The sequence below is a fragment of the Bradyrhizobium sp. LB11.1 genome (assembly GCF_040549385.1).
Lineage (GTDB): Bacteria > Pseudomonadota > Alphaproteobacteria > Rhizobiales > Xanthobacteraceae > Bradyrhizobium.
Genome location: NZ_JBEPTH010000001.1, coordinates 239,498 through 265,581, shown reverse-complemented (window position 1 = coordinate 265,581; position 26,084 = coordinate 239,498). Strand labels below are relative to the sequence as shown.

Annotated in this window: 23 protein-coding genes; 17 read left to right on the top strand and 6 right to left on the bottom strand. The window is 63.8% G+C overall.

Annotated features, from left to right (window positions below; translation table 11 throughout):
- The first annotated feature begins 18 nt into the window (after window positions 1-18).
- The 5 genes from ABIA96_RS01160 to ABIA96_RS01140 all read left to right on the top strand — a co-directional run bounded on the left by ABIA96_RS01160 (window position 19) and on the right by ABIA96_RS01140 (window position 4,728).
- Complete coding sequence (locus tag ABIA96_RS01160; protein WP_354135181.1) at window positions 19-1,263, top strand: ABC transporter substrate-binding protein; 1,245 nt, start codon at window positions 19-21, stop codon at window positions 1,261-1,263.
- A gap of 187 nt (window positions 1,264-1,450) precedes the next feature.
- On the top strand, window positions 1,451-2,329 hold the full coding sequence (locus ABIA96_RS01155) for a branched-chain amino acid ABC transporter permease (protein WP_354135180.1): 879 nt from the start codon (window positions 1,451-1,453) through the stop codon (window positions 2,327-2,329).
- Window positions 2,329-3,312 carry a branched-chain amino acid ABC transporter permease gene (locus tag ABIA96_RS01150; RefSeq protein WP_354135179.1) on the top strand — a complete coding sequence of 328 codons (984 nt, stop codon included), beginning with the start codon at window positions 2,329-2,331 and terminating at the stop codon, window positions 3,310-3,312. The genes ABIA96_RS01155 and ABIA96_RS01150 overlap by 1 nt, the downstream gene beginning before the upstream one ends.
- Window positions 3,309-4,040: an ABC transporter ATP-binding protein gene (locus ABIA96_RS01145; RefSeq protein WP_354135178.1), complete on the top strand. Its 732-nt coding sequence runs from the start codon at window positions 3,309-3,311 to the stop codon at window positions 4,038-4,040. Before ABIA96_RS01150 ends, ABIA96_RS01145 begins: the two co-directional genes overlap by 4 nt.
- Window positions 4,024-4,728: an ABC transporter ATP-binding protein gene (locus ABIA96_RS01140; protein WP_354135177.1), complete on the top strand. Its 705-nt coding sequence runs from the start codon at window positions 4,024-4,026 to the stop codon at window positions 4,726-4,728. Before ABIA96_RS01145 ends, ABIA96_RS01140 begins: the two co-directional genes overlap by 17 nt.
- A 108-nt stretch (window positions 4,729-4,836) precedes the next feature.
- Here ABIA96_RS01140 and otnC read toward each other — a convergent pair whose 3' ends face one another.
- Window positions 4,837-5,505: a 3-oxo-tetronate 4-phosphate decarboxylase gene (gene otnC / locus ABIA96_RS01135; protein ID WP_354135176.1), complete on the bottom strand. Its 669-nt coding sequence runs from the start codon at window positions 5,503-5,505 to the stop codon at window positions 4,837-4,839.
- Between the two features lie 6 nt (window positions 5,506-5,511).
- On the opposite strand from otnC, the gene ltnD reads away from it, so the two are divergent.
- From ltnD to ABIA96_RS01105, 6 genes are all read left to right on the top strand, one after another.
- The gene (gene ltnD, locus ABIA96_RS01130; RefSeq protein ID WP_354135175.1) at window positions 5,512-6,528 is read left to right on the top strand and encodes an L-threonate dehydrogenase; all 1,017 of its coding nucleotides are present in this window, start codon (window positions 5,512-5,514) and stop codon (window positions 6,526-6,528) included.
- Between the two features lie 14 nt (window positions 6,529-6,542).
- Window positions 6,543-7,325 (top strand): 2-oxo-tetronate isomerase, encoded by a 783-nt coding sequence (gene otnI / locus ABIA96_RS01125; protein WP_354135174.1) that lies wholly within the window; start codon window positions 6,543-6,545, stop codon window positions 7,323-7,325.
- Window positions 7,322-8,599: a 3-oxo-tetronate kinase gene (gene otnK / locus ABIA96_RS01120; RefSeq protein WP_354135173.1), complete on the top strand. Its 1,278-nt coding sequence runs from the start codon at window positions 7,322-7,324 to the stop codon at window positions 8,597-8,599. The genes otnI and otnK overlap by 4 nt, the downstream gene beginning before the upstream one ends.
- Window positions 8,600-8,764: 165 nt before the next feature.
- Complete coding sequence (locus ABIA96_RS01115; protein WP_354135172.1) at window positions 8,765-10,456, top strand: methyl-accepting chemotaxis protein; 1,692 nt, start codon at window positions 8,765-8,767, stop codon at window positions 10,454-10,456.
- A 242-nt stretch (window positions 10,457-10,698) separates the two neighbouring features.
- A complete protein-coding gene (locus tag ABIA96_RS01110) occupies window positions 10,699-13,878 on the top strand; it encodes an efflux RND transporter permease subunit (protein ID WP_354135171.1) in 3,180 nt (1,059 codons plus the stop codon).
- Window positions 13,865-15,061, top strand: a complete 1,197-nt coding sequence (locus tag ABIA96_RS01105; RefSeq protein ID WP_354135170.1) for an efflux RND transporter periplasmic adaptor subunit — start codon at window positions 13,865-13,867, stop codon at window positions 15,059-15,061. Before ABIA96_RS01110 ends, ABIA96_RS01105 begins: the two co-directional genes overlap by 14 nt.
- 124 nt (window positions 15,062-15,185) lie before the next feature.
- Here ABIA96_RS01105 and ABIA96_RS01100 read toward each other — a convergent pair whose 3' ends face one another.
- Together ABIA96_RS01100 and ABIA96_RS01095 are read right to left on the bottom strand one after the other, a co-directional pair.
- Complete coding sequence (locus ABIA96_RS01100) at window positions 15,186-16,700, bottom strand: acetyl-CoA acetyltransferase (protein ID WP_354135169.1); 1,515 nt, start codon at window positions 16,698-16,700, stop codon at window positions 15,186-15,188.
- 168 nt (window positions 16,701-16,868) lie between these two features.
- Window positions 16,869-18,002, bottom strand: a complete 1,134-nt coding sequence (locus tag ABIA96_RS01095; protein ID WP_354135168.1) for a nitronate monooxygenase — start codon at window positions 18,000-18,002, stop codon at window positions 16,869-16,871.
- 221 nt (window positions 18,003-18,223) lie between these two features.
- Here ABIA96_RS01095 and ABIA96_RS36605 point away from each other — a divergent pair, with 221 nt between their 5' ends.
- The 3 genes from ABIA96_RS36605 to yghU all read left to right on the top strand — a co-directional run bounded on the left by ABIA96_RS36605 (window position 18,224) and on the right by yghU (window position 20,747).
- A complete protein-coding gene (locus ABIA96_RS36605) occupies window positions 18,224-19,048 on the top strand; it encodes a flavin-containing monooxygenase (protein WP_502918786.1) in 825 nt (274 codons plus the stop codon).
- Window positions 18,961-19,767 carry a flavin-containing monooxygenase gene (locus tag ABIA96_RS36600; protein WP_502918785.1) on the top strand — a complete coding sequence of 269 codons (807 nt, stop codon included), beginning with the start codon at window positions 18,961-18,963 and terminating at the stop codon, window positions 19,765-19,767. The genes ABIA96_RS36605 and ABIA96_RS36600 overlap by 88 nt, the downstream gene beginning before the upstream one ends.
- A 101-nt stretch (window positions 19,768-19,868) precedes the next feature.
- A complete protein-coding gene (gene yghU / locus ABIA96_RS01085) occupies window positions 19,869-20,747 on the top strand; it encodes a glutathione-dependent disulfide-bond oxidoreductase (RefSeq protein WP_354135167.1) in 879 nt (292 codons plus the stop codon).
- 151 nt (window positions 20,748-20,898) lie between these two features.
- On the opposite strand, the gene ABIA96_RS01080 is transcribed toward yghU, so the two are convergent.
- The 3 genes from ABIA96_RS01080 to ABIA96_RS01070 all read right to left on the bottom strand — a co-directional run bounded on the left by ABIA96_RS01080 (window position 20,899) and on the right by ABIA96_RS01070 (window position 23,712).
- Complete coding sequence (locus ABIA96_RS01080; RefSeq protein ID WP_354135166.1) at window positions 20,899-22,176, bottom strand: acyl-CoA dehydrogenase family protein; 1,278 nt, start codon at window positions 22,174-22,176, stop codon at window positions 20,899-20,901.
- A 260-nt stretch (window positions 22,177-22,436) separates the two neighbouring features.
- Window positions 22,437-22,817 carry a VOC family protein gene (locus tag ABIA96_RS01075; protein WP_354135165.1) on the bottom strand — a complete coding sequence of 127 codons (381 nt, stop codon included), beginning with the start codon at window positions 22,815-22,817 and terminating at the stop codon, window positions 22,437-22,439.
- A gap of 115 nt (window positions 22,818-22,932) precedes the next feature.
- Complete coding sequence (locus ABIA96_RS01070) at window positions 22,933-23,712, bottom strand: SDR family NAD(P)-dependent oxidoreductase (RefSeq protein ID WP_354135164.1); 780 nt, start codon at window positions 23,710-23,712, stop codon at window positions 22,933-22,935.
- Between the two features lie 217 nt (window positions 23,713-23,929).
- On the opposite strand from ABIA96_RS01070, the gene ABIA96_RS01065 reads away from it, so the two are divergent.
- From ABIA96_RS01065 to ABIA96_RS01055, 3 genes are read left to right on the top strand one after another with little or no spacing between them, the layout of a single operon-like run.
- A complete protein-coding gene (locus ABIA96_RS01065; RefSeq protein WP_354135163.1) occupies window positions 23,930-24,718 on the top strand; it encodes an enoyl-CoA hydratase/isomerase in 789 nt (262 codons plus the stop codon).
- Entirely contained in the window at window positions 24,715-25,701 is a 987-nt protein-coding gene (locus ABIA96_RS01060; RefSeq protein WP_354135162.1) for a phosphotransferase family protein, read from the top strand. The genes ABIA96_RS01065 and ABIA96_RS01060 overlap by 4 nt, the downstream gene beginning before the upstream one ends.
- 2 nt (window positions 25,702-25,703) lie before the next feature.
- A complete protein-coding gene (locus ABIA96_RS01055) occupies window positions 25,704-26,081 on the top strand; it encodes a DUF6285 domain-containing protein (RefSeq protein ID WP_354135161.1) in 378 nt (125 codons plus the stop codon).
- Window positions 26,082-26,084 lie beyond the last annotated feature (3 nt).

Here is a 26,084-nt window from a genome sequence, read left to right as displayed (position 1 = left end):
ATAACAGGGGACTCTGCCATGACGATCTCTCGCCGCGACGTTCTGCTCGGTGCTACCGCCACTGCTGCGCTGGTGCCGCTTGCTGCACGCGCCCAGACCTCCGAAGTCGTAATTGGCGTCATCTATCCGTTCTCCGGCGGCAGTGCACAGCAGGGCGTCGACGCGCAGAAGGCTTATGAGACCGCACTCGAGGTCATCAACAAGGACACGGATTTCGATTTGCCGCTGGCGAAGGGCGAGGGCCTGCCGGGCCTCGGCGGCGCCAAGGTTCGCCTCGTGTTTGCCGACCACCAGGCCGATCCGCAGAAGGGCCGCGCCGAAGCCGAGCGCCTGATCACGCAGGAGAAGGTCTCCGCCGTCATCGGCACCTATCAGAGCGCGGTGGCCGTCACCGTGAGCCAAATCTGCGAGCGCTACCAGATCCCGTTCGTCTCGGCCGACAACTCCTCGCCGAGCCTGCATCGCCGCGGCCTGAAATACTACTTCCGTGCCGCGCCGCACGACGAAATGTACTCGGCCGCGATGTTCGACTTCTTCGACGCGCTAAAGAAGAAGGGCACCAAGATCGACACGCTGTCGCTGTTCCACGAAGACACCATCTTCGGCACCGATTCCGGCAACGCCCAGGCCAAGATCGCCGGCGAGCGCGGCTACAAGATCCTCGCCGACATCAAGTACCGCGCCAATTCGCCATCGTTGTCGGCCGAAGTGCAGCAGCTCAAGAGCGCGAATGCAGACGTACTGATGCCCTCGAGCTACACCACCGACGGCATCTTGCTGGTCAAGACCATGGCCGAACTCGGCTACAAGCCGAACGCGATCGTGGCGCAGGACGCCGGTTTCTCCGAGAAGGCGCTCTATGACGCCGTCGGCGACAAGCTTGAAGGCGTCATCTCCCGCGGCACCTTCTCGCTCGACCTCGCGCAGAAGCGCCCGATGGTCGGCAAGGTCAACGACATGTTCAAGGCGAAGTCGGGCAAGGATCTGAACGACCTCACCTCGCGCCAGTTCATGGGCCTGATCATCCTGGCCGACGCAATCAACCGCGCCAAGTCGGCCGATGGCGAGAAAATCCGCGATGCGCTGGCCGCGACCGACATCCCGGGCGAGCAGACCATCATGCCCTGGAAGCGCGTCAAGTTCGACGAGATGGGCCAGAATAACGACGCCGACCCGGTGCTGCTGCAATATGTCGGCGGCAAGTTCGTCACCATCTTCCCGCCGCAGGCTGCGATCGCGGAAGCGACCTGGCCGATGAAGTAAACGCTGCGCACGCGGGGTGGGAACCAAGCGCCGTGACGGCTGAAAGGATCCACCTGCTCCCGCATCGTCATTGCGAGGAGCGAAGCGACGAAGCAATCCAGACTGCTTCCTGGGAGACATTTCTGGATTGCTTCGCTTCGCTCGCAATGACGGAGCATGTGATGATGTATCGAGCAGGGGACCACCGGTGACAGCCCAAGCCATTATCCAGAGTCTCGCGAGCGGCCTTCTCATGGGTCTGCTCTACGGACTGATTGCGGTCGGCCTCGCGCTGATCTTCGGCCTGATGGACGTTGTGAACTTTGCTCACGGCGAATTCCTGATGATCGCGATGTATGTGAGCTTCTTCTTGTTCACGTTCTTCGCGATCGATCCCCTGCTGTCGGCGCCGCTGGTTGCCGCCGCGCTCTTCGTGTTCGGAGCGGTTGTCTATCTATTGGTCGTCCGCTTCGCCATGCGAGCCAAGGCCAATGCCGGCATGGTGCAGATATTCACCACCTTTGGCCTCGCCATCGTGATGCGCGGGCTCGCGCAGTTCTTCTTCACGCCGGACTATCGCAGCGTTCCGCATTCCTGGCTGGGCGGCAAGACGATCTCAATCGCCGGCATCTTCTTGCCCGAGCCGCAGCTTATGGGTGCGCTGGTCTCGATCCTGGCCTTTGCCGGGCTCTACTTCTTCATCCATCGCACCGATTTCGGCCGCGCGTTGGAGGCCACCCGTGAAGATCCCGGCGCGGTGGCCCTCGTCGGCATCGACAAGAATCGTGTGTTCGCGCTCGGCTGGGGGCTTGGTGCCGCGCTGGTCGGCCTCGCCGGAGCGATCATGGCAAGCTTCTTCTATATCTATCCCGACGTCGGCGCGTCCTTTGCGCTAATCGCCTATGTCACCGTCGCTCTCGGCGGCTTCGGCAGCGTGTTCGGCGCCTTTGCCGGCGGCATCATCGTCGGCCTCGTCGAAGCGACCACCGCATTGGTGCTGCCGCCCTCGCTGAAATCGGTCGGTATCTACGCCGTCTATCTGCTCGTCGTCTTCATCCGGCCGCGCGGCCTGTTCGGACAGATGTGATGGACAAGAGTTTTGCCGCGCGGCGCCGCCGCGATCTCATCATCGCCGCAGTGCTGGTCGCACTGGCCGCGCTCGCGCCGCTGTTCGTCAAGGACGTCTACGTCCAGAACATCCTGATCCTGACCCTGATGTACGGGGCTCTCTCGCAGAGCTGGAACATCCTCTCCGGCTATTGCGGGCAAATTTCACTCGGGCACGCACTCTATTTCGGCATCGGCGCCTACACCACCGAGCTTCTGTTCACGAAGTTCGGCGTACTGCCGTGGTTCGGCATGCTCGCCGGCGGCGTGATCGCGGCTGTCATCGCGATGGGGCTCGGCTATCCCTTCTTCCGCCTGCGCGGCCATTACTTCGTGATCGCGACCATCGTCATCGCCGAGATCGGGCTGCTCCTGTTCCAGAACTGGGAATGGGCGGGTGCTGCGATGGGAATCACTATTTCCGTGCGCGGCGACAGCTGGCTGAAGTTCCAGTTCATGCGCAGCAAGCTGCCATACTTCTATTTCGCTCTGGCGCTGTGCAGCGTTGCCTGGTTCGTGACCTGGTGCCTCGAAGACTCCAAATGGGGTTTTTGGTGGCGCGCGGTGAAGGACAATCCGGAAGCGGCTGAAAGCCTGGGCGTCGTCGTGTTCAACTCCAAAATGGGCGCGGCCGCCGTCTCCGCCTTCCTCGTCGCCGTTGGCGGCGCCTTCTACGCGCAGTTTCTCGCCTATATCGATCCTGAGAGTGTCATGGGCTTCCAGTTCTCGCTGCTGATGGCGCTGCCGGCCGTGCTCGGCGGCATCGGCACCCTCTGGGGCCCGGTGCTCGGCGCAGCCATCCTGATCCCGATGACGGAGCTGACGCGCTCCTACATCGGCGGCTCCGGGCGTGGCGTCGACCTCATCGTCTACGGCGGGCTGATCGTGGCGATCTCGCTGGCTCTACCGCAGGGTCTGGTCAGCCTGTTCTCCCGTTCGAAAGCAAAGGGAGCCACCCGATGACCGCGCTCCTTGAAACCCGCGGCGTCTGGCAACGGTTTGGCGGCCTCGTCGCCAACAGCGACGTCTCGATCACGGTCGGCCGCGGCGAGATCGTCGGGCTGATCGGCCCCAACGGCGCCGGCAAGTCGACGCTGTTCAATCTCATCGCCGGCGTCCTGCCGCCTACGCAAGGCTCGATCTGGTTCGATGGCGAGGACGTGACAAAAATGCCGGCGGCGGAGCGCTGCCAGCGCGGCGTCGGTCGCACCTTCCAGGTTGTCAAGAGTTTCGAGACCATGACGGTCATCGACAACGTCATTGTCGGCGCGCTCGTGCGCAACACCGTAATGCGCGAGGCCCGCCGCAAGGCGCATGAGGTGCTGGAGTTCACCGGCCTTGCCGCACGCGCCGGCGTGCTCGCGAGCGACCTCGTGCCGGCCGAGAAGCGGCGCCTCGAAGTCGCGCGCGCGCTCGCGACCGAACCGAAATTGCTGCTGCTCGACGAGGTTCTCACCGGCCTCACGCCGACCGAGGCGCAGACGGGTGTGGCACTGGTGCGCAAGGTGCGCGATGCCGGCATCACCGTCTTGATGGTCGAGCACGTCATGGAGATCGTGATGCCGCTGGTCGACCGTGCCATCGTGCTCGACCTCGGCAAGGTGCTGGTCGAGGGCAAGCCTTCCGACGTCGTTCGCGATCCCAAGGTGATCAGCGCATATCTGGGAGATCGTCATGCTGTCGGTGCATGAAGTCACGACCGCCTATCAGGGCCTGGTCGCGATCTCCGCGGTCTCGATCGAGGTCCAGAAGGGCGAGATCGTCTGCGTCGCCGGCGCCAACGGCGCGGGCAAGTCGACGCTGCTGAAATCCATTGCCGGCGCGGAGCGTCCGCGTTCGGGCACGGTGACGTTCGATGGCAAACGCCTCGATGGCATGGCGCAGCATCACATCACCGCCACCGGCATCGCCTACGTGCCCGAAAACCGCCGCCTGTTTCCGCGCCTTTCGGTGCGCGACAACCTTCGCCTCGGCAGTTATCTCTATCGCGGCGACGCGGATCGCCAGGGGCCGCTTGATCTCGTCTTCAAGCTGTTCCCGCGTCTGTCCGAACGCCTCGAGCAGCGCGCGGAGACGCTCTCCGGTGGCGAGCAGCAGATGCTCGCGATCGGCCGCGCCCTGATGACACGCCCGCGGCTCCTGATGCTGGACGAGCCCTCGCAGGGCATCATGCCGAAGCTGGTCGATGAAATCTTCCAGGCGGTGAAAAGCATCCGCGACGCCGGCATGACCGTGCTGATCGTCGAGCAGCGCATGGCCGAGTGCCTGGAGATCGCCGACCGCGCCTACATCCTGCAAACCGGCCGCGTGCTGATGCAGGGGCCGGCAGCCGAGATCAGGGGTAATCCCGACGTGCGAAAGGCGTATCTGGGGCTGTAGCCGCTACCGTCATTGCGAGGAGCGTGGCGACGAAGCAATCCAGAATCTTTCCGCTTTGAGATTCTGGATTGCTTCGCTGCGCTCGCAATGACGAGGTTAGAGCCGGGCTCAATGCCCATGTTCCGGCAGTGTCACCCCGAACACCTTCACCAGATCCGTCACCTGCTCCGGCGAAAGATACCGTGGGTTCATCCCGCGCAGCAGCAGATACAGCTTCGCCGTCTCTTCAAGCTCCTCGGTTGCGAACACCGCCGCTTCCAGCGTGTCGCCGGCGACAACCGGGCCGTGATTGGCGAGCAGCACGGATGAATACTCCCCCGCAAGTCCCTTGATCGCATCGGCCACAGCGGGATCGCCAGGGCGGTAATAGGGCACGAGCGCGGTGGCGCCGCATTTCATCAGATAATAGGCCGTCATCGGCGGCAGCGCGGCACGCGGGTCGATTTCGGGCAGCATCGAGAGCGCGACCGAATGGGTGGAGTGCAGATGTACGATCGCGCGTGCACGTCCGCGCGTGTCGTAGAGCGCGGTGTGCAGCGGAACTTCCTTGGTCGGAGCGTCACCGGAAACCAGCCGGCCCTGGTCGTCCAGCCGCGACAGCTTTGCAGGATCGAGGAAGCCAAGCGAGGCGTTGGTCGGCGTCACCAGCCAGCCGCCGCCATCCAACCTGACACTGATATTGCCGGAGGAGCCCGGCGTCAGCCCGCGCTCGAACAGGGACCGTCCGAAACGGCAGATAGCCTCGCGCAGCCGCGTCTCATTGCTCATGGCCGTCATGCTCGCTTGTCTCACGCTTTGGCAGCGCGGCCAAGCCGTGTTATTCGAGGTCACGAGCCGCCGCAAAGGCCGGCCTGTCGGGAAACGTTCGCAAGGGTTCGTCGCATGTCTGCCTCCACGTTACAAAACCAGCGCATCGCCATCATCGGGCTCGGCTCGATGGGGTACGGGATGGCAACTTCGCTGAAGCGCGCCGGCCATGCCGTTACCGGTTGCGACGTCTCGGCTGATGCCGTGGCGCGCTTTGTGACGGATGGTGGCGCCGGCGCCAACACGCCGGCCGAGGCGGCCAAGGGCGCCGACATCGTCGTCAGCGTCGTCGTCAATGCTGCGCAGACCGAAACGATCCTGTTCGGCAAGGACGGCGTCGCCGAGACCTTGCCGAGGGACAGCGTCTTCATCTCCTCCGCCACCATGGATCCTGACGTGGCGCGACGCCTGGCAAAACAGCTGGAGGCGACCGGCCGGCATTATCTGGATGCGCCAATCTCCGGCGGCGCGCAGCGCGCAGCCCAGGGTGAGCTGACTATTCTCGCCTCCGGCAGTCCCACGGCGTTCGCGAAGGCCCGCCCCGCGCTCGATGCCATGGCCGCAAAGCTCTACGAACTCGGCGATGCCGCGGGCCAGGGCGCCGCGTTCAAGATGATCAACCAGCTGCTGGCCGGCGTACACATCGCTGCTGCCAGCGAGGCGATCGCGTTTGCCGCCAAGCAGGGGCTCGATATCCGCAAGGTCTATGAGGTGATCACGGCGTCCGCGGGCAATTCCTGGATGTTCGAGAACCGCATGCCGCACGTGCTCGATGGCGACTACACGCCGCGCAGCGCGGTGGAGATCTTCGTCAAGGATCTCGGCATCATCCAGGACATGGCGCGCAGCGCCAGATTCCCGGTGCCGGTCTCCGCCGCAGCCCTCCAGATGTTCCTGATGACATCAGCCGCCGGCATGGGGCGTGACGATGATGCGTCGGTGGCGCGGATGTATGCGCAGGTTACCGGCGTCAAGCTTCCCGGCGACAAGTAAGCAAGAGGATCCCTATGCCCCGTTTCGCCGCCAACCTCTCGATGATGTTCACCGAGGTCCCGTTCCTCGATCGGTTCGATGCCGCCGCGCAAGCCGGCTTCACCGCCGTCGAGTTTCTCTTTCCCTATGAGCATCCGGCTGACGTGATCGGTGAGCGGCTCAAGCGCAACGGCCTGACTCAGGCGCTGTTCAATCTGCCTCCGGGCGACTGGAATGCCGGCGAGAAAGGTTTTGCCGCACTGCCGGCCCGCTTTGCCGACCTCAAGGCGAGCCTGGAGACGGCGCTGCCGTACGCAAAAGCTACCGGCGTCAAACGCCTGCATTTGATGGCGGGTATCGCCAATCGCGGCGAACGCGTTGCGATCGAGGCTTTCTACAAATCGGTGGCATGGGCCGCGGAGTTCTTCGCGCCGCACGGCATCGACATCGTGCTCGAGCCGATCAATGCACGCAACGTGCCCGGCTACTTCCTCAACGATTTCGGCTTCGCGCGCGACCTGATCCAGGAGCTGAGGCTTTCGAACCTGAAACTCCAGTTCGACATCTATCACTGCGGAATCATCCATGGCGACGTCACCATGCGGTTGCGCGAGATGATGCCGATCATTGGCCACGTCCAGATCGCCAGCATTCCGTCGCGCAATGAGCCTGACGGTGAGGAGCTGAATTATCCGTTCCTGTTCGAAGAGCTCGATCGTCTCGGCTATGCCGGCTTTGTCGGCTGCGAATACAATCCGCGCGGCAAGACCACCGATGGCCTCGCCTGGTTCAAACGCTATGCGGGAGTGACGCCGTGACGCTAGCGCTGGGCTGCATCGCCGACGACTATACCGGCGCCTCCGATCTCGCCAACACGCTGACGCGCGCGGGCCTGCGCACGGTGCAGACCATCGGCGTGCCCGCTGACGATCTGAAGCTGCCAGAAGTGGACGCCGTCGTGGTGTCGCTGAAGAGTCGCTCGATCGAGGCTGGGCTTGCGGTGTCGCGCTCGCGCGCGGCCGAGACATGGTTGCGTGGTCGCGGCGTGAGCCACGTGCTGTTCAAGATCTGCTCGACCTTCGATTCCACCGATGCCGGCAATATCGGCCCGGTGATGGATGCGTTGCGCGCCGATTGCGGGGAGGGGCCTGTTCTGGTGACGCCGGCTTTCCCGGAGACCGGCCGCACCGTCTACCAAGGCAATCTGTTCGTCGGCGCTGTTCCCCTGAACGAGAGCCCGCTGAAGGACCACCCGCTCAACCCGATGCACGATTCCAACCTTGTGCGCGTGCTGGCGCGCCAGAGCAAGACCCAAATCGGCCTCGTCGACCTCGCCACCGTCACCCGCGGGGCGGAGGCCGTGCGGGCCCGGCTTGCTGAACTATCAGGCAAGGGCGTCGGCGCTGCGATTATCGATGCCGTGTTCGACCGCGACCTCGAGACCATCGGCCTTGTCGCCGCAGGGCACCGGCTGTCAGTCGGTGCCTCCGGTATCGGACTTGGGCTGGCTCGTGCTCTGGTGTCGACCGGCAAGGTCAAGTCGGCCGCCGCCAGCAGCGAGCAGCACACCGCCGTCGGCGGACAGGTGGCATGCCTCGCCGGAAGCTGCTCGCAGGCCACGTTGCAGCAGATCGCCAACGCCGAACGCGTCATGCCGGTGTTACATCTTGACCCCGACCGTATTCTTACGGGAGCAAATGAAACGCAGCGTGCGCTGGACTGGGCGAGGGAGCGGTTGGCCCAAGGTCCCCTGCTGATTGCATCGAGCGCGACCCCGGCTGACGTCGCCGCGCTCCAGGCGCGTCACGGCCGTGACGCGGCAGGGCACGCCATCGAGCAGACAATGGCGGACATCGCGGAAAGCCTAGTAAAATCAGGCGTTCGGCGCCTGATCGTAGCTGGCGGCGAAACCTCCGGCTCCGTCGTCGACCGCCTCAGGATTCCGGGCTTCCTGGTCGGCGCGGAGATCGCCGCGGGTGTGCCGGTGCTTCGTGCGGTTGGCGCTGAGGCAGGCGGCATGCTGCTCGCTTTGAAGTCGGGCAACTTCGGTGGGCCGGAGTTTTTCGCAGATGCGATTGGGCTCATGCGCTGAGCGCAGAGCATTTTTAGCCCCTCATTCACTTCTTTAGCGTTCCGTGCTCTCACGGAGTCGTAGTTAACAACTGCTCAGTCGCTTTGTTGTTGGATATCGGCGCCGCGCCTTTTGGTTGATCCACCATTCCGGACGCGCCACCGCGCCAACGCAAAGAGACCGCTTATGTTCGCCACCATCTCCATCCGCACCAAGATCATCAGTGTCATGGCGTTCCTGCTGGTCGCGATGACTGGCATGGGCCTCCTCGCCGTCATGAAGATGCGGGCGATCAACGCCAACACGGTCGACATTACCACGAACTGGATGCCGAGCGTCCGCGTGATCGGCGATCTGCGCGCCGGCGTCATTACCTACCGCAACGTCATCCGCGAGCACATGCTGGTGGAAACGCTTGAGGAGAAGCTTGCAGCGGAAAAGACACTGGCGACAGTCGTCGATGCCAACACAAAATTCCGCCAAACCTATGAGGCGATGATCTCGTCTCCCGAGGAGAAGGCTCTCTATGGTCAGTGGTCCAAGGCTTGGGAGGACTACAAGAAGGGCACCCAGCAGGTCATGGCGCTGTCGCGTCAGGAAGTCGGCAAGATTCCTCACGAGGCGCACGAGCTGAACAGCAAGACGGTCAACAAGATCGGGCTTGAGGCCGACGCCATCCTGGCCAAGGACATCGAACTGAACAACAAGGGCGGCGACCGGGCTGCCGCGGATGCAGCCGACACCTACTATTACGCCTTCATGCTGGTCGCGATCATCCTCGGTGCAGCCGTCATTGCCGGCATCGGCGTCGGCTTCTATCTCGTTCAAGACGTCTCCGCTGGCATCAATTCGATCATCCAGCCGATGCAGGCGCTGGGTCGCGGCGACCTCTCCGCTGAAATCCCGCACCGCGGCGAGAAGACTGAAATTGGTTCGATGGCCGATGTGCTCCAGGTCTTCAAGGAGGCTCTGATCGCCAAGAAGGCTGCCGACGAGGCCGCCGCGGCCGACGCCGACGCCAAGATCGAGCGCGGCCGCCGCGTCGACAACGTGACCCGCGAATTCGAGACCATGATTGGCGAGATCGTCCAGACCGTATCGTCGGCCTCGACCCAGCTCGAAGCCTCGGCCTCGACGTTGACCTCGACCGCCGAGCGCTCGCAGCGGATGGCGACCACGGTTGCCGCGGCCTCGGAAGAGGCGTCTACCAACGTCCAGTCGGTGGCTTCGGCGACCGAAGAGATGGCCTCTTCCGTCGGCGAGATCAGCCGCCAGGTGCAGGAATCGGCGCGGATGGCGGGCGACGCGGTCGGCCAGGCCCGCGCCACGACCGAGCGTGTCAGCGAGCTCTCGAAGGCTGCCTCGCGCATCGGCGACGTTGTCGAGCTGATCAACACCATCGCCGGCCAGACCAACCTGCTGGCGCTGAACGCCACCATCGAAGCGGCGCGCGCCGGTGAAGCCGGGCGCGGCTTTGCGGTGGTCGCGTCTGAGGTGAAGGCGCTCGCCGAGCAGACCGCCAAGGCGACCGGCGAGATCGGCCAGCAGATCTCCGGCATCCAGGCGGCGACCAACGACTCGGTCGGCGCCATCAAGGAGATCTCCTCGACCATCGAGCGTCTCTCGGAAATCTCCTCGGCGATTGCCGCCGCAGTGGAGGAGCAGGGCGCTGCGACCCAGGAAATCGCCCGCAACGTGCAGCAGGCGGCCCAGGGCACCCAGCAGGTGTCGTCCAACATCACCGACGTGCAGCGCGGCGCCACCGAGACCGGCACCGCCTCCTCGCAGGTGCTGTCGGCGGCGCAGATGCTGTCCAACGACTCGACCCGGCTGAAGACCGAGGTCAGCAAGTTCCTGACCAACGTCCGCGCAGCGTAGTCGGGCATAAGTGGTAGTTTTGAAAGCGGCGTCTCCGGGCGCCGTTTTTTCAGCGATGAAAGGCGTCTCTGTCATTTTGCGGGCAGAGGCTGCATATCTGGAATGCGATTTCGCAGTGCAATAGCACGGAAGTGACCGGGCGTGACGCGCTGCCATTAGCCATTTCGGCGGTGTTCGAGTAAATCAGCGCTGGAAACCGTGGGGGCGTATTCCCTGACCCCCGTCTTGGAATTATCTGACGAATGATTGCTCTGGTCCGTATTGCCCTGAGCCGGCCCTACACGTTTGTCGTGCTGGCGCTCCTGCTTCTGATTATCGGACCGCTCGCGGCGCTGCGGACGCCGACGGACATTTTTCCGGACATCCGCATCCCTGTGATCGGCGTGGTCTGGCAGTATACAGGCCTGCCGCCCGACCAGATGTCCGGCCGTATCACCACGCCGTTCCAGCGAGCGCTGACGACGACCGTCAATGACATCGAGCACATCACCGCCAATTCCTACAACGGCTTTGGCATCATCAAGATCTTCTTCCAGCCCAATGTGGACATCCGCACCGCCAATGCGCAGGTCACCGCGATCTCGCAGACGCTGCTGAAGCAGATGCCGCCGGGCGCGACGCCGCCCTTGATCCTGAACTACTCCGCCTCGACCGTGCCGATCATCCAGGTGGCGCTGTCGGGCGAGGGCCTCACCGAGCAGAACCTCGCCGACATCGGCATCAACCAGCTCCGCACGCCGCTGGTCACCGTGCCGGGCGCCGCGATCCCATACCCGTTCGGCGGCAAGCAGCGCCAGATCCAGATCGACCTCGATCCGACCGCGCTCCAGGCCCGCGGTCTGTCCGGCCAGGACGTCGCCAATGCGCTCGCCGCGCAAAACCTGATCACCCCGGTCGGCACTCAGAAGATCGGCACCTTCGAGTACAGCATCCAGCTCAACAACTCGCCGCTCAAGATCGACGAGCTCGGCAATCTGCCGATCAAGACCGTCAACGGCGCGATGGTCTTTGTGCGCGACGTCGCGACCGTGCGCGACGGCAATCCGCCGCAGACCAACATCGTTCATGTCGATGGCAACCGCTCGGTGTTGATGATGGTGCTGAAGGCGGGCGCGACGTCGACGCTCGATATCATCGCCGGCATCAAGCAGAAGGTCATCGACGTCAAGGATCAGTTGCCGGATGCACTGAAGATCGGCTTCATCGGCGACCAGTCGGTCTTCGTCCGCGGCGCGATTCAAGGCGTCGCCGTCGAAGGCGTGATCGCGGCGCTGCTCACCAGCGTGATGATCCTTCTGTTCCTCGGCAGCTGGCGCTCGACCGTCATCATCGCTGTCTCGATCCCGCTGTCCGTGCTCGGTGCCATCGTCATGCTGTCGGCGATCGGCGAGACGCTGAACATCATGACGCTCGGCGGCCTTGCGCTCGCGGTCGGTATCCTTGTCGACGACGCCACGGTGACCATCGAGAACATCAACTACCATCTCGAGCAGGGCAAGCCGGTCGAGCAGTCGATCCTCGACGGCGCCAACCAGATCGTGACGCCGGCCTTCGTCTCGCTGCTCTGTATCTGCATCGTGTTCGTGCCGATGTTCTTCCTCACCGGCGTCGCGCGCTTCCTGTTCGTGCCGATGGCCGAGGCGGTGATGTTCGCGATGATCTGGTCGTTCATCCTGTCGCGCACGCTGGTGCCGACCATGGCGAACTACCTCTTGCAGGCACACGTCCATCACGAGGGCGAGCCGCCGAAGTCGCGCAATCCATTGGTCTGGTTCCAGCGCGGCTTTGAAAAGCGGTTCGAGCGCATTCGAGGCGGCTACCACAACTTCCTCGGGCTCGCACTGGCACACCGCGGGGTGTTCGTGATCGGATTCCTCTGCGTGGTCGGTGCGTCCTTCGCGCTGGTGCCGTTCCTCGGCCGCAATTTCTTCCCTGCCGTCGATGCCGGCAACATTCTGATGCATGTGCGCACCCAGGTCGGCACCCGCGTCGAGGAGACCGCCAACCAGCTCGCGGACGTGCAGAAGGCGGTGCGCAAGCTGATTCCCGCCGAGATCGAGACCATGACCGACAACATCGGCATGCCGATCTCTGGCATCAACATGACCTACAACAACACCGGCGTGATCGGTCCGCAGGACGGCGACGTCCAAATCAAGCTGAAGGAAGGTCACAAGCCGACCGAAGAGCATGTGAAGGTGCTGCGTGAGCAGATGCCACGGCTGTTCCCGGGTGTCAGCTTCGCCTTCCTGCCGGCCGACATCGTCAGCCAGATCCTGAATTTCGGCGCGCCGGCGCCGATCGACCTGCAAATCCGCGGCGCCAATCTCGCCGGCAACTTTGCCTACGGCAACAAATTGCTCGCCAGGGTCCGCCGGATTCCAGGCATTGCTGATGCACGCATCCAGCAATCGCCGAACCTGCCGACCTTCAACATCGATGTCGATCGCACCCGCGCGCAATTTGTCGGCCTGACCGAGCGCGACGTCACCAACAGTCTGGTGGTCAATCTCGCCGGCTCATCACAGGTCGCGCCGACCTACTATCTCAACCCGGACAACGGCGTGTCCTATTCGATCGTAATGCAGACGCCGCAATACCAGATCGATTCGCTCAGCGCGCTGCAGACGCTGCCGATCACCGCGGCCGGCGCCTCGCAGTCGCCGATCCTCGGCGGCATCGCCGACATCAAGCGTGCGACCTCGAGCGCGGTGGTGTCGCAATACGACATTCAAAACCTCGTACAGATATTTGCCACGACGTCGGGCCGCGATCTGGGCGCGGTCGCAACCGACATCCGCCAGGCCATCGCCGACACCGCCAAGGACGTGCCGAAGGGATCTTCCGTGGCGTTGCTTGGTCAGGTGCAGACCATGAACAGCGCCTTCACGGGGCTGCTGTTCGGTCTGCTCGGCGCCGTCGTGCTGATCTACTTCTTGATCGTGGTGAACTTCCAGTCCTGGTCCGATCCGTTCGTGATCATCACCGCGCTGCCGGCAGCCCTCGCCGGCATCGTCTGGATGCTGTTCACGACGCAGACCACGCTGTCGGTGCCGGCGCTGACCGGCGCCATCATGTGCATGGGCGTCGCCACCGCCAACAGCGTGCTGGTCATTTCCTTTGCCCGCGAGCGCTATGAGGAGCTCGGTGACCCCATCGCGGCCGCGCTGGAAGCCGGCTTCGTCCGGTTCCGTCCCGTTCTGATGACCGCGCTCGCCATGATCATCGGCATGGCGCCGATGGCGCTCGGGCTGGGCGAAGGTGGCGAGCAGAATGCGCCACTTGGCCGCGCCGTGATTGGCGGCCTGATCTTTGCAACTTTCGCCACGCTGATGTTTGTTCCCGTGGTGTTCAGTATGGTACACAAGAAGCGAGGCGCCAAAGCCGCCGCCCGATTGGAGACTCCGCATGTCGCCCACTGAACCCCGCTCGCCGGTGTCGCACCGGAAACTGGGCATTTTCGGCGTGGTGGCGCTGATTGCGGCAGGTCTCGTGGTCGGCACCGGCATCCGGGCCCGCGAGGACCAGGGCTCCCAGCTGAAGGAATGGACCGACGACCAGGCCGTTCCCAGCGTCGCGGTGACCCTGCCCAACACCAAGGCGCTCAATTCCACCATCGACCTGCCGGGTCGGCTCGAGGCCTATTACCGCGCCCCCATCTTCGCCCGTGTTTCCGGCTATCTCAAAAGCTGGAGCGCCGACATCGGCGCCCGCGTCAAGGCAGGGCAGGTGATCGCCGAGATCGAGGCCCCTGACCTCGACCAGCAACTCCTGCAGGCTCGCGCCGACCTCGCCAGCCAGCAGGCCAGCGCCAGGCTGTCAGAGGCAACCCTGAATCGGCGCAAGACCCTGGTCGCTTCCAACTTCGTCTCGGCGCAGGAGATCGACGAGCGCACCGCCGATCTCTCCAACAAGAACGCCGCCGTCCATTCCGGCCAGGCCAATGTCGAGCGGCTTGAGGCGCTCGCCGGCTACAAGAAGATCACGGTGCCATTCGACGGTGTGGTCACCGCGCGCGACACGGACGTCGGCGCGCTGATCAACGCCGGCGGCGGCTCCGGCCCGGCGATGTTCGTTGTTTCCGACAACACCAAGCTACGCGTCTACGTCAACGTTCCCCAGAACTACGTGCCGGCTATCAAGATGGGCGCCAAGGCTGTCATCGCGCTGCCGGAGTATCCGAACCGGACTTTCCAGGCGACCGTGGAAGCCTCGTCACAGGCCGTCGACGTCGCCTCGGGTACGACGCGGATGCAGCTTGGGCTGGACAATGCGAGCGGTGAGCTGATGCCTGGCGGCTATGCCAGCGTAAAGCTCAATTTGCAGCGCGACGCCGCGCCGCTTAGCATTCCCGCGAGCGCCCTGATTTTCAACAGCAACGGCCTGCGTGTTGCAACGGTCAGTCCGGACGACAAGGTGCAGTTCAAGGCTGTGACCATCGCCCGCGACCTCGGCCGCGAGATCGAGCTTGCCTCAGGCATCGCGCCTGACGACCGCGTCATCACTGCTCCGCCGGATGGTTTGTCCGATGGCGATGCGGTTCGCGTCGTCGGTGCCGGCGGCAAGCCGGCAACTGCGTCGGAGAAGCAGGCCCCGAAGGGCTAAGCCGGTCTCGTGCCCCCGAGCGCAGTCTCGTAGGGTGGGCAAAGCGCAGCGTGCCCACCACCTCGTGCGATACGGCAAGAATGGTGGGCACGGCGCAAGAGCGCCTTTGCCCACCCTACGAGATTTACGCCACCCGCCACTCCGGCACGCCATCGGCTGCCATGGTGATCTCGCCAATTGAGGCGACCGGCGTTTTATCCATGTTCAATAGATGCGCCAGCGTCGCACTATCGCTGGCCGGAATCCGCGCCAGCGCGCGCCGGTCGTCCTGGGTGCGCAACATCACCACGCCGTGCTCGATATCGCCGCCGCGGCCGTAGAGCACCGTAAAGCTCTCGACCTTGCCCTTGCCTGATGCCTCCGTGACGAACTCCGGCACCGCACGCTTGTTGCGGTCGGCCTCGCCTTGCGCGCTCGTCTCCTGCGCCAGCACATCTCGCGACGGTGTCTTCGAAACGACCAGAGCGTGATGCTTGGTGACGAAGCCGCCCTGGCCATAGAGCAGGCCGAGCTTGTCGCCGCCGCGCACCCGCCGCACCATCGCGCAGGCTGCATGCGTCATGTAGGTGTTGAGCGGCGCGCCGAAGAAGGTGAGGCCGCCGTTCACGGTGGGCTGCACGTCGGCGCCCAGACCCAGCGTCCGCCGCGCCATCTTCGGCACGCAAGGGAAGCAGCTATAGAGCTCGATCGCGTCGAAATTTTTGCCGTCGCCGCCGGCGATGTCCATCACGGCCTTCAGCACTGCGTTCTGCGGATGGCTCTCGTAAAACTGGTCTCGCAGCAGATAATCCCGCGGCTCTTCGGCTGACGCGCCCCCGAGCGGGTAAACCAGCTTGTTCTCGGCGATGCCAGCCGCGCGCGCCTTGGCAAGGCTGGTGAGCAAGAGCGCACCACCCATGTTGACGCTAGGGTTGGCGACCATCAGCTTGTTGTACGGCCAGGCGATGAGACGGTTATCTGCCGTCGGCGTCGTGATTTCCTCCGGTGCATAGCGCCGCTTCAGCCAGGCGGTGGGATTCTGTGCCGCGGCCTCCGAATAGCGCGACCACAGTGTCCCGGACTCCGCCATCGCCTCGCGCGGCGTCTGGCCCCAATGCGCGGAGGAGGCCACCTCATAGAACGGATAGACCGTGACCGGACGGAATACGCCGAGCTTCACGGCGAGCGGCTTCTGGAACGCCGCGCCGCGCTTCGGCTCCGGGACATCGTGGGCGAACGGCGTCCATGGCAGCTTGACGCCGGCGCGCTCGGCCTTGGTTGTCGTCGACTGCGCTTCCGCGCCGCAGACCGCGGCGACGGTACATTCGCCGCGCGCGATGCGTTTGGCTGCCTCATGAATGAAGCGGATCGGACTCTCGCCGCCGACCGGACCGTAATAGCAATGCGCCGGCGAGACGCCGAGCCGCTGCGTAAGCAGCTTCTCCGGATCGCGATAGCGCCAGCTCAGGAAGTTGACGACGTCGAGCGACTGCACTTCGTCGAGCAGCTTCGCGCCGGAATCAGCTTCTGCGCGTCGCAATGCCTGTTCGAGCAGATCGAGCGGCTCGAGGCCCTCAATGATCTCCTTCGGGCGGTCGACGATCTCGCCGATGCCGACGATGACGGGGATGCGGTCTTCGGGAATGTTGGTCTTGGTCATTTCTTCTTGCTTCACGTTTCAGATTTTTGGCACGCCGTCGTCCTTCGAGGGCCGCTGAAGAAGCGGCCACCTCAGGATGACGGTTACGGCTACAGCGTCATCCTGAGGTGCGAGCCGAGCGACGCTTGCGGCGCTCGGCGAGCCTCGAAGGATGGGCCGCACATACCTCTACTCCGCCACCAGCGCATTCATGTGATCGACGGCTTCGGCAAACTCTTCCTTGAACTCCTGCACCACGGCGCCGGCCGACTTCACGCTGTCGATCAGGCCGACGCCCTGGCCCACGAAATAGCTGACGAGATCGCGCGCTTTGGCGTTGCCGGCGGCTGCCGCGCGGTCGATCGAATTGAAGGCATCGCGGCTGATGATGCTCTGAAGCGGCATCGGCAGCGCACCCGGGCTTTCCGGCGCGCGATCCCAGGCATCGGTCCAGACCGAACGGAGCTGTCGCGCCGGCTTTCCGGTGCGGCCCTTCGAGCGGATTGCATCACGGGACGACGCGGCGATCATCTTCTCGCGAAAGATCTCAGAGGTCTCGGACTCGACGGTGGCAAGCCACACCGAGCCGGTCCAGGCGCCGGCCGCGCCCATCGCCATGCAGGCCGCCATCTGCCGGCCCGTCATGATGCCGCCGGCTGCCAGCACCGGCACGTCGCGGATCGGTTTGATCGCCTTGATCACCTCCGGCACCAGCACCATGGTCGAGACCTCGCCGCAATGGCCGCCGGCTTCGGTGCCCTGCACCACGAGGATGTCGACACCGGCTGCGACCTGGCGCAACGCGTGCTCCTTGGCGCCGACGAGGGCTGCCACCGGCACGTTGTGTTTCCTGCCCATCTCGATCATGGCCTTCGGCGGCACGCCCAGCGCGTTCGCGATCAGCCGGATCGGATGATTGAACGAGACTTTTAGTAGCTCCAGCGCGGTCTCGGCGTCGAACGGCTGCGGCTGGTTGTCGGCCACATCGGTGGTGCTCAACTCGATGTCGTACTTCTTCAGGAGCTCGCTTGTGTATCTGCGGTGCTCCTGCGGCACACGCGCTTCCAGGCTCTTCCAGGTGACGTCCTTCTCGCCTGATGTCGAGATGTTTTCGGGGATCAGCACGTCGATGCCATAGGGCTTGCCGTCGACGTGGTCGTCGATCCATTTCAGCTCGCGTTCGAGCGTATCCGGCGTATGCACGGTGGCACCGAGCACGCCAAAGCCGCCGGCGCGGCTGACGGCAGCAACCACATCGCGGCAATGGCTGAAGGCGAGCAGCGGGAACTCGATGCCCAGCATGTCGCAGATCGGCGATTTCATGGTCCTCTCCCGGCGGCCTTCGACGACGCTAGCCCATCGTCATTTGCGATGCCATGCCGGATTCCCGCGCGCATCTTGCGTGCAGGCGTTACGTCGCGCGGTGAGCCATTCCGTCGCGCAAAATAAGCGGGAGAGGGGCTACGGATAAGCCTCTTGCGCTTTCGCTGATGTCAGAGAATGCTGGCTCACAACAACAGAAAACAATCAGGGAGCGCCAACCGATGTCGCCAGCGCAAGCGAGTCAAGCCCAAGCCGCCGAGGCCTGCGATGTGGTCGTCGTCGGCGCGGGCTTTGCCGGCATGTACATGCTGCATCGTCTGCGCGGGCTCGGCTTCTCGGCGCAAGTGTATGAGCAGGGCGGCGGCGTCGGCGGCACCTGGTACTGGAATCGCTATCCCGGCGCGCGCTGCGATGTCGAGAGCATGCAATATTCGTATTCGTTCTCGGAAGAGATTCAGCAGGAATGGGACTGGAGCGAGCGCTACGCACCGCAGCCTGAAATTTTGAAGTACGCCAATCACGTCGCCGATCGTTTTGATCTGCGCCGCGACATCCAGTTCAACACCCGCGTCGAGCGCGCCGTGTTCGACGAACGCGCGAACAGATGGTCGGTCACGATCTCCGACGGCAGGACGGTTCAGGCGCAATTCGTCGTGCTCGCCACCGGCTGCCTCTCGAATGCGCGCAAACCGGACATCAAAGGACTCGAGAATTTCAAGGGCACCGTCTACCACACCGGAAACTGGCCGCATGAAGACGTCGACTTCACGGGCTTGCGCGTCGGCCTGATCGGCACAGGATCGTCAGGCATCCAATCGGCGCCTGTCATCGCCGGGCAGGCAAAGCATCTCACGGTGTTTCAGCGCACGGCGAATTTCTCAATTCCCGCCCGCAATGCCGCGCTGACCGACGAGGAGCGCGAAACGTTCCGCAAGAAATATCCGGAGGGCTCACCTTCATGTACGTTTACAACAATCTCGGCCTCGACCGGACCGCCAACGACACGGCCGCCGATTTCGTCCGCGGCAAGATCGCCGAGATCGTGAGGGATCCCGAGACCGCAAAGCTGCTCCAGCCGGACAGTCATCCGATCGGCACCAAGCGCATCTGCATTGACACCGATTATTTTGCGACTTTCAACCGGCCGAACGTCTCGCTGGTCGACATCAAATCCCATCCGATCGAGGAGATTACGGCGAACGCGGTGCGAGTCGCCGGCAAGGACCACGAGGTCGACGCGCTGGTGATGGCGACGGGTTTTGATGCCATGACCGGATCGGTCGCGAAAATCGATATCAGCGGTCGCGGCGGGCAGACGCTGAACCAGAAATGGGCGGAAGGCCCAAAGACCTACCTCGGACTGATGAGCGCCGGCTTTCCGAACCTGTTCATCATCACCGGGCCAGGCAGCCCGTCGGTGCTCTCGAACATGATCGTGTCGATCGAGCAGCATGTCGAGTGGATTGCTGACTGCCTCGTCCATATGCGCAAGCAAAACTTCGCTGCGATGGAGGCGGGCAGGGACGCCGAGGAAAAATGGGTTGCGCATGTCAACGAGGTCGCCCATGGCACCCTCTATCCGCAGGCCAATTCCTGGTACATGGGCGCCAACATCCCCGGCAAGCCGCGCATCTTCATGCCCTATATCGGCGGCGTCGGCGTCTACCGCCGGATTTGCGATGAGGTCGCTGCGAAGGGCTACGATGGCTTCGTGACGGAGGCCGAGACGCAGCCGCGCAGGCTGGTGACAGGCTCTGTTGCATGACACCGGCGTGAGGCCCGCGCCGGACGCAGAGCCGGCAGGACTTGCCATTGGCCGTTCGCGGGCTAATTAATGCAGGCGCATCTTTCCGCCGGAGCCCCCGCATGACCGACACCCCCTACGTGCCGCCGAAAGTCTGGACCTGGAACAAGGAGAACGGCGGCCAGTTCGCCAACATCAACCGGCCGATTGCGGGGCCCACCCACGACAAGGAGCTGCCGGTCGGCAAGCATCCCTTCCAGCTCTATTCGCTGGCGACGCCGAACGGGGTGAAGGTTACGGTGATGCTGGAAGAGCTGCTGGCGCTCGGCCACAAGGGCGCCGAATACGACGCCTGGCTGATCAAGATCGGCAATGGCGACCAGTTCGGCAGCGGCTTTGTCGACATCAATCCGAACTCGAAAATCCCGGCGCTGATGGACCGTTCCGGTCCTGAGCCGATACGAGTGTTCGAATCCGGCTCGATCCTGTTCTACCTCGCCGAGAAGTTCGGCGCCTTCCTGCCGAAGGAGATCAAGGCCCGGACAGACGCCATGTCCTGGCTGTTCTGGCAGATGGGCAGCGCGCCCTATCTTGGTGGCGGCTTCGGCCATTTCTACGCCTACGCGCCGTTCAAGATCGAATACGCCATCGATCGCTTCGCGATGGAGGTCAAGCGCCAACTCGACGTGCTCGACCGGCGGCTTGCCGACAACGAGTACCTTGCCGGCAAAGAGTACACGATCGCCGATATGGCGGTGTGGCCCTGGTACGGCGCGCTCGCCAAGGGGTTGGTCTATGGCGCCGGCGAATTCCTGTCGGTGCAGGACTACAAGAACGTGCAGCGCTGGACCGACCAGATCGCGCAACGCCCTGCGGTGAAGCGCGGCCGCATGGTCAACCGCGTCTCCGGCGACCCCGCCAGCCAGCTCCACGAACGCCACGACGCCGGCGATTTCGAGACCAAGACGCAGGACAAGTTAGAGGCCGCGAAGACTGCGTAACTTGTAGAGTTCGTACAAGGGTGGGCAAAGCGGCTTGTCCGCTGTAGCTCGCGGAGCGAAGGCGGAAGCGTGCCCACCACTCTTCGAAGTCGCGAGGGTGGGCATGGCGCGCGAAGAGTGCACGTTTGCCCACCCTACGGCACGTGGCGACTTAAGCCATGCTCAGTTCGTGGCGGCCGACCACCATCCAGTGCACCTCGTCCGGACCATCCGCAAAGCGCAGATGGCGGACGTCCTGGTACATCTCCGCAAGCGGCGTCCAGTGCGAGATGCCGGTGGCGCCGTGCATCTGGATCGACTGGTCGATGATCTTGCAGGCGCGCTCCGGCACCATGGCCTTGACCATGGAGACCCAGACGCGGGCTTCCTTGTTGCCGAGCACGTCCATCGCCTTGGCGGCCTTCAGCACCATCAGGCGCATCGCCTCGATCTCGCAGCGCGCCTGCGCGATGATCTGCATGTTGCCGCCGAGATGGGCGATCTTCTTACCAAAGGCTTCGCGGGTGAGGCCACGCTGCACCATCAAATCGAGCGCCTTCTCGGCCTTGCCGATGGTGCGCATGCAGTGATGGATGCGGCCTGGTCCAAGGCGGAGCTGCGAGATCTCGAAGCCGCGGCCCTCGCCGAGCAGCATGTTCTCCTTGGGCACGCGGACATTGTTGAAGCGCATGTGCATGTGACCGCGCGGCGCGTGGTCCTGGCCGAACACGTACATCGGACCGAGCACCTCGACGCCGGGCGTGTCGCGCGGCACCAGGATCTGCGACTGCTGCTTGCTCGGCGCCGCATCCGGATTGGTCTTCACCATCACGATGAGAATCTTGCAGCGGGGATCGCCCACGCCGGAGATGTAATACTTCTCGCCGTTGATGACCCATTCGTCGCCGACCAGCTTTGCGCTCGTCGAGATGTTCTTGGCATCGGAGGAGGCAACGTTCGGCTCGGTCATGACATAGGCCGAGCGGATCTCGCCGTTCATCAGCGGCTTCAGCCACTTCTCCTTCTGCTCCTTGGTGCCGACGCGCTCCAGCACCTCCATGTTACCGGTGTCGGGCGCCGAGCAGTTCATGCTTTCGGACGCCAGCGGGCTCTTGCCGAGCTCGGAGGCAATATAGGCGTAGTCGAGATTCTTCAGGCCCTGGCCGGTCTCGTCATCAGGCAGGAAGAAGTTCCAGAGGCCTTCCTTCTTGGCCTTGTTCTTGGCGACCTCGAGCACCTCGAGTTGCTTCGGAGTGAAGCTCCAGCGATCTTCCTTTTTCTCGCCGGCCTTGGCGAACTCGATCGACATCGGCTCGACGGTGTCGCGGATGAACTTCCTGACGTGATCATAGAGCGGCCGGACCTGATCCGACATGCGGAGGTCATTGAGCTCGTCGCCCGGATTGAGCGTGTAGTTGGTGGTGCGGGGAATATAGGCGTGCTTTGTCATTGTTCCTCCCGTTTCGCTGAGACCGTGTTGGGCCGGAGAATAGTCGCAGCGCGCGCAAAGTGCGAGCGCGCATTTTCTCACGCGAGCCATGCCATGCGATGGAATTTCGCGGGGGCGTTTGAAATGTTGTTTGAACGGAGGGGCGCGCTGGGCACGCCCGCGCCACACTCTCCGCTGTCATCGCCCGGCGGAGACCGGGCGATCCAGTATTCCAGAGACAGCGATGACTGAATCGAGAGGCTGCAGAGGATGCCGCTAGCTCAGTTCGGCATCCGATGCATCGCGCAGATCTTGTTGCCGTCGAGATCGCGCAGATAGGCGAGATAGAGCTTGCCCGCCGGGCCCTGGCGCACGCCGGGCGGATCCTCACAAGTCTTGCCGCCACTGGCGATCCCAGCCGCGTGCCACGCATCGACCTGCTCCGGCGAATTGCAGGCAAAGCCAATGGTGCCGCCATTCGCGCATGTCGCGGGCTCGCCGTTGATCGGCTTCGACACCGAGAATACGCCGGTCTTGGTGAAGTAGAAAATGCGATGGCCATCGACCTTCGCCGGCCGCACCTCGAGCGTGTTCAGCAAACTGTCGTAGAACGACTTGGCCTTGTCGAGGTCGTTGGTGCCGATCATGATGTGTGAAAACATTTTGTCTATCCCCTCATTATGATTTGTAGCCCGGATGGAGCGCAGCGAAATCCGGGTCTATTGCTTCTTGTTGTCCCGGATTGCGCTGCGCTCCATCCGGGCTACGAACCTAAGATCAAAACGCGGTATAGCCGCCGTCGATCACGAATGTATCCGCGGTGTGATACGACGACGCCTTGCTCATCAGATACACGGCGATGCCGCCGAAATCGCTGGCTTCGCCGAAGCGCCGCGTTGGAATGCGTGGCATCACGTTGGCGACGAATTTCTCGTTGGCCATGATGCCCGCTGTCATGTCGCTCTTGATCCAGCCGGGCAGGATCGCGTTCGCGGTGACGCCGTGGCGCGCCAGCTCGACGCCGAGCGCGCGCACCAGCGCGTTGATCGCGGCCTTGGTCGCCGCATAGTGCTCGTTGCGCGCGGTGCCGAAGATCGAGGCGAGGCTCGAGGTCGCCACCAGCCGGCCGAACGGGTCGCCGGCTTCGGCGCGCTGCGTCATGTGCTTTGCGGCCGTTTGGAACGCGTGGAACACGCCATCGAGGTTGGTCGCAAACATCGTGCGCCATTCTTCCTCGGTGCGCTCGATGAAGGACCTGCGGCCACCGCCGCCGATGCCGGCATTGGCGAAGCAGCCGTCGACGCGGCCGAAGGTGTCGAGCGTCGCTTTCATTGCGGCATTGACCGAAGCCGGATCGGTGACGTCGCAGACGCGGCTGTCGACCTTGCCGGGGAGGCCCGCCATGCTCGCGGCAGCAGCCTTGTTCTTGTCAGCATTGCGGCCCCAGATCGAGACGTTGCAGCCCTGGCCGGCCAGCGCCTGCGCGATGCCGAGCCCGATACCGCCATTGCCGCCGGTGATCACGGCGACGCGGCCGGTGAGGTCAAAAAGGTTCATGGCGCGTTTCCTGTTTTTGGCAAGGTTTCTTGGCAAGGTTTCTTGGCAAGGTTTCTTGGTATGCCGCGCGTCAGCCGGTGCGCGCAAGATCGTGCGATATGGCGGTGGGGTATGCTTTCGCCACCATGGACAAGACCGCGCCAAAAATCAAATATGCGCGCCGGCAAACAAATTCCGGTCTGCGAAACTGATGCAGGCGGCAACTGACGAGGAAACGATGCAGTTCAAACACGTCACGCTCGAATTGGATGGTTCGGTCGCGATCCTCAGGCTCGACCATCAGGAGGTGATGAACGCTGTCTCCATGGACATGCTGGGCGGCCTATCGGACGCGCTCGACGCGATCGAGGAGAAAAAAGACGAGGTGCGCTGCGTCGTGCTGACCGGCGCCGGGCGGGCGTTCTGCACGGGAGCTAATCTTCAGGGCCGCAACAACCAGGCAAAGAAGACCAAGGCCGGCCTGACGCTCGAGACCGGGTTTCATCCGTTCCTGCGCCGCATCCGCAATCTGCATTGCCCGATCGTCACCGCCGTCAACGGCCCGGCCGCCGGCGCCGGCATGAGCTTCGCGCTGCTCGGCGACATGATTCTATGCGCGCGTTCCTCCTACTTCCTCCAGGCTTTCCGCCGCATCGGGCTCGTGCCGGATTGCGGCTCGACCTGGCTGCTGCCGCGCCTGATTGGCAAGGCGCGATCGGTCGAATTGTCGCTGATGGGCGAGCGCCTGCCGGCCGAGAAGGCGCTGGAATGGGGCCTCGTCAACCGCGTTTATGACGACGGCGTCCTGATGGAGGAGGCGATGAAGCTCGCGCGCGATCTCGCCAGCGGCCCGACGACCGCGCTGTCGCTGATCCGCAAGCTCTATTGGGACAGCCCCGAGAATTCCTTCGAGGACCAGCTCAATCTTGAATTCCAATGCCAGATCCGCGCCGGCGACACGCAGGACTTCCGTGAGGGCGTCGGTGCATTCCTGGAGAAGCGGCCCGCGCAGTTCAAAGGCAAATGATCGAGGCGGAGCTTTCCCGTAGCGTCCAGCGCTGGTGTCCCGGTGCGACCGGCGTCGCCGGCGCGGCGAAGCTTTCGGGTGGCGCCAGCCAGGAGACCTGGCGCTTCGACATCGTGCATCCTGACGGGCCGATCGGTGCGATCCTGCGCCGCTCGCCGAAAGGCTATGGCGCGGCGCCGACGCGCGCGGCGGGTCTTGCCGCGGAAGCGCATCTGATGCAGCTCGCCTACGAGGCCGGTGTGCCGTCGCCGCGCGTGATGCATGTGCTGAAGCCGGACGAGGGCCTCGGCACCGGGTTCATCATGCAGCGGGTCGAGGGCGAAACCATCGCGCGCAAGATCCTGCGCGACGACGAATTCGCGGCGGCGCGGCCACTGCTTGCGCGGCAGATCGGCGGCGTGCTTGCAGGCCTGCACAGGCTGCCGCAGGACAAACTGCCCGAGTTGCGCAGTCGCACTGGGACCCAGGAGATCTCTGAGTTCGAGCGCGACTATCGCAGCCTGAATTGGCCAAAGCCCGTGTTCGAGCTGGCGCTGCGCTGGCTGCGCGACCACGATCCCGGCCCCTCGGCGGAGATCACGCTGGTGCATGGCGACTTCCGAAATGGCAATCTCATCATCGGCGCCGACGGCGTCCGCGCCGTGCTGGACTGGGAGCTCGCCCATCTCGGCGATCCCATGGAGGATCTGGGCTGGGTCTGCGTCAACTCCTGGCGCTTCGGCGAAATCGACAAGCCTGTCGGTGGGTTTGGTTCGCGCGACGAGCTGTTTGCCGGCTATGAAGCCGCGGGCCGCAAGTTCGATCCGTCACGCGTCAAATTCTGGGAAGTGATGGGGACACTGCGCTGGGGCATCATGTGCGGCGGTATGATGCAGCGGTTCCGCGAGGGACCCGATCATTCGATGGAGCGCGCCATGATTGGCCGCCGCGCGTCCGAGACGGAGATTGATCTGCTGCGGCTGCTCGCGCCGCGGGGAGGTTAGGCATGCAGGACGAACCGACACCGATCGAGCTGACCAAGGCGGTCGCGGATTTTCTCCGCAACGACATCACACCGCTGATCTCTGGTCACCAGGCCTTTAAGCTGCGCGTGGCGATCAACATCCTCGACCTCGTTACGCGGCAGTTGACGCAGGAGGAGGGGAGCGATGCGAAGGAAATGGAGAGGCTACGTGCGCTGCTCGGAACGGACGGCACTGTCACGGCGCTCAACCGCGCACTCGCCGAGCGCATCGCGAAGGGTGAGGTGGACCTTGCAACGCCTGGTCTTGCCGAGCATCTGTGGGCGACCACGATGGACAAGCTCGCCGTGGATCAGCCGAATTACGCTTCGTACAAGCGGGAGCTAGGTCGAGGCGGGTAGGTC

Bases quoted from the DNA above. Each gene is read 5' to 3' on its own strand.
- ABIA96_RS01075 (WP_354135165.1), bottom strand. From the start codon at position 22,817: ATGTTTTCACACATCATGATCGGCACCAACGACCTCGACAAGGCCAAG.
- otnC (WP_354135176.1), bottom strand. From the start codon at position 5,505: ATGACGGCCATGAGCAATGAGACGCGGCTGCGCGAGGCTATCTGCCGT.
- ABIA96_RS36605 (WP_502918786.1), top strand. From the start codon at position 18,224: ATGTCGCCAGCGCAAGCGAGTCAAGCCCAAGCCGCCGAGGCCTGCGAT.
- ABIA96_RS01140 (WP_354135177.1), top strand. From the start codon at position 4,024: ATGCTGTCGGTGCATGAAGTCACGACCGCCTATCAGGGCCTGGTCGCG.
- ABIA96_RS01095 (WP_354135168.1), bottom strand. From the start codon at position 18,002: ATGAAATCGCCGATCTGCGACATGCTGGGCATCGAGTTCCCGCTGCTC.
- ABIA96_RS01060 (WP_354135162.1), top strand. From the start codon at position 24,715: ATGATCGAGGCGGAGCTTTCCCGTAGCGTCCAGCGCTGGTGTCCCGGT.
- ABIA96_RS01150 (WP_354135179.1), top strand. From the start codon at position 2,329: ATGGACAAGAGTTTTGCCGCGCGGCGCCGCCGCGATCTCATCATCGCC.
- ABIA96_RS01080 (WP_354135166.1), bottom strand. From the start codon at position 22,176: ATGACAAAGCACGCCTATATTCCCCGCACCACCAACTACACGCTCAAT.
- ABIA96_RS01110 (WP_354135171.1), top strand. From the start codon at position 10,699: ATGATTGCTCTGGTCCGTATTGCCCTGAGCCGGCCCTACACGTTTGTC.
- otnI (WP_354135174.1), top strand. From the start codon at position 6,543: ATGCCCCGTTTCGCCGCCAACCTCTCGATGATGTTCACCGAGGTCCCG.
- ABIA96_RS36600 (WP_502918785.1), top strand. From the start codon at position 18,961: ATGTACGTTTACAACAATCTCGGCCTCGACCGGACCGCCAACGACACG.
- ABIA96_RS01160 (WP_354135181.1), top strand. From the start codon at position 19: ATGACGATCTCTCGCCGCGACGTTCTGCTCGGTGCTACCGCCACTGCT.
- ABIA96_RS01115 (WP_354135172.1), top strand. From the start codon at position 8,765: ATGTTCGCCACCATCTCCATCCGCACCAAGATCATCAGTGTCATGGCG.
- ABIA96_RS01145 (WP_354135178.1), top strand. From the start codon at position 3,309: ATGACCGCGCTCCTTGAAACCCGCGGCGTCTGGCAACGGTTTGGCGGC.
- ABIA96_RS01070 (WP_354135164.1), bottom strand. From the start codon at position 23,712: ATGAACCTTTTTGACCTCACCGGCCGCGTCGCCGTGATCACCGGCGGC.
- yghU (WP_354135167.1), top strand. From the start codon at position 19,869: ATGACCGACACCCCCTACGTGCCGCCGAAAGTCTGGACCTGGAACAAG.
- ABIA96_RS01055 (WP_354135161.1), top strand. From the start codon at position 25,704: ATGCAGGACGAACCGACACCGATCGAGCTGACCAAGGCGGTCGCGGAT.
- ABIA96_RS01100 (WP_354135169.1), bottom strand. From the start codon at position 16,700: ATGACCAAGACCAACATTCCCGAAGACCGCATCCCCGTCATCGTCGGC.
- ABIA96_RS01065 (WP_354135163.1), top strand. From the start codon at position 23,930: ATGCAGTTCAAACACGTCACGCTCGAATTGGATGGTTCGGTCGCGATC.
- ABIA96_RS01105 (WP_354135170.1), top strand. From the start codon at position 13,865: ATGTCGCCCACTGAACCCCGCTCGCCGGTGTCGCACCGGAAACTGGGC.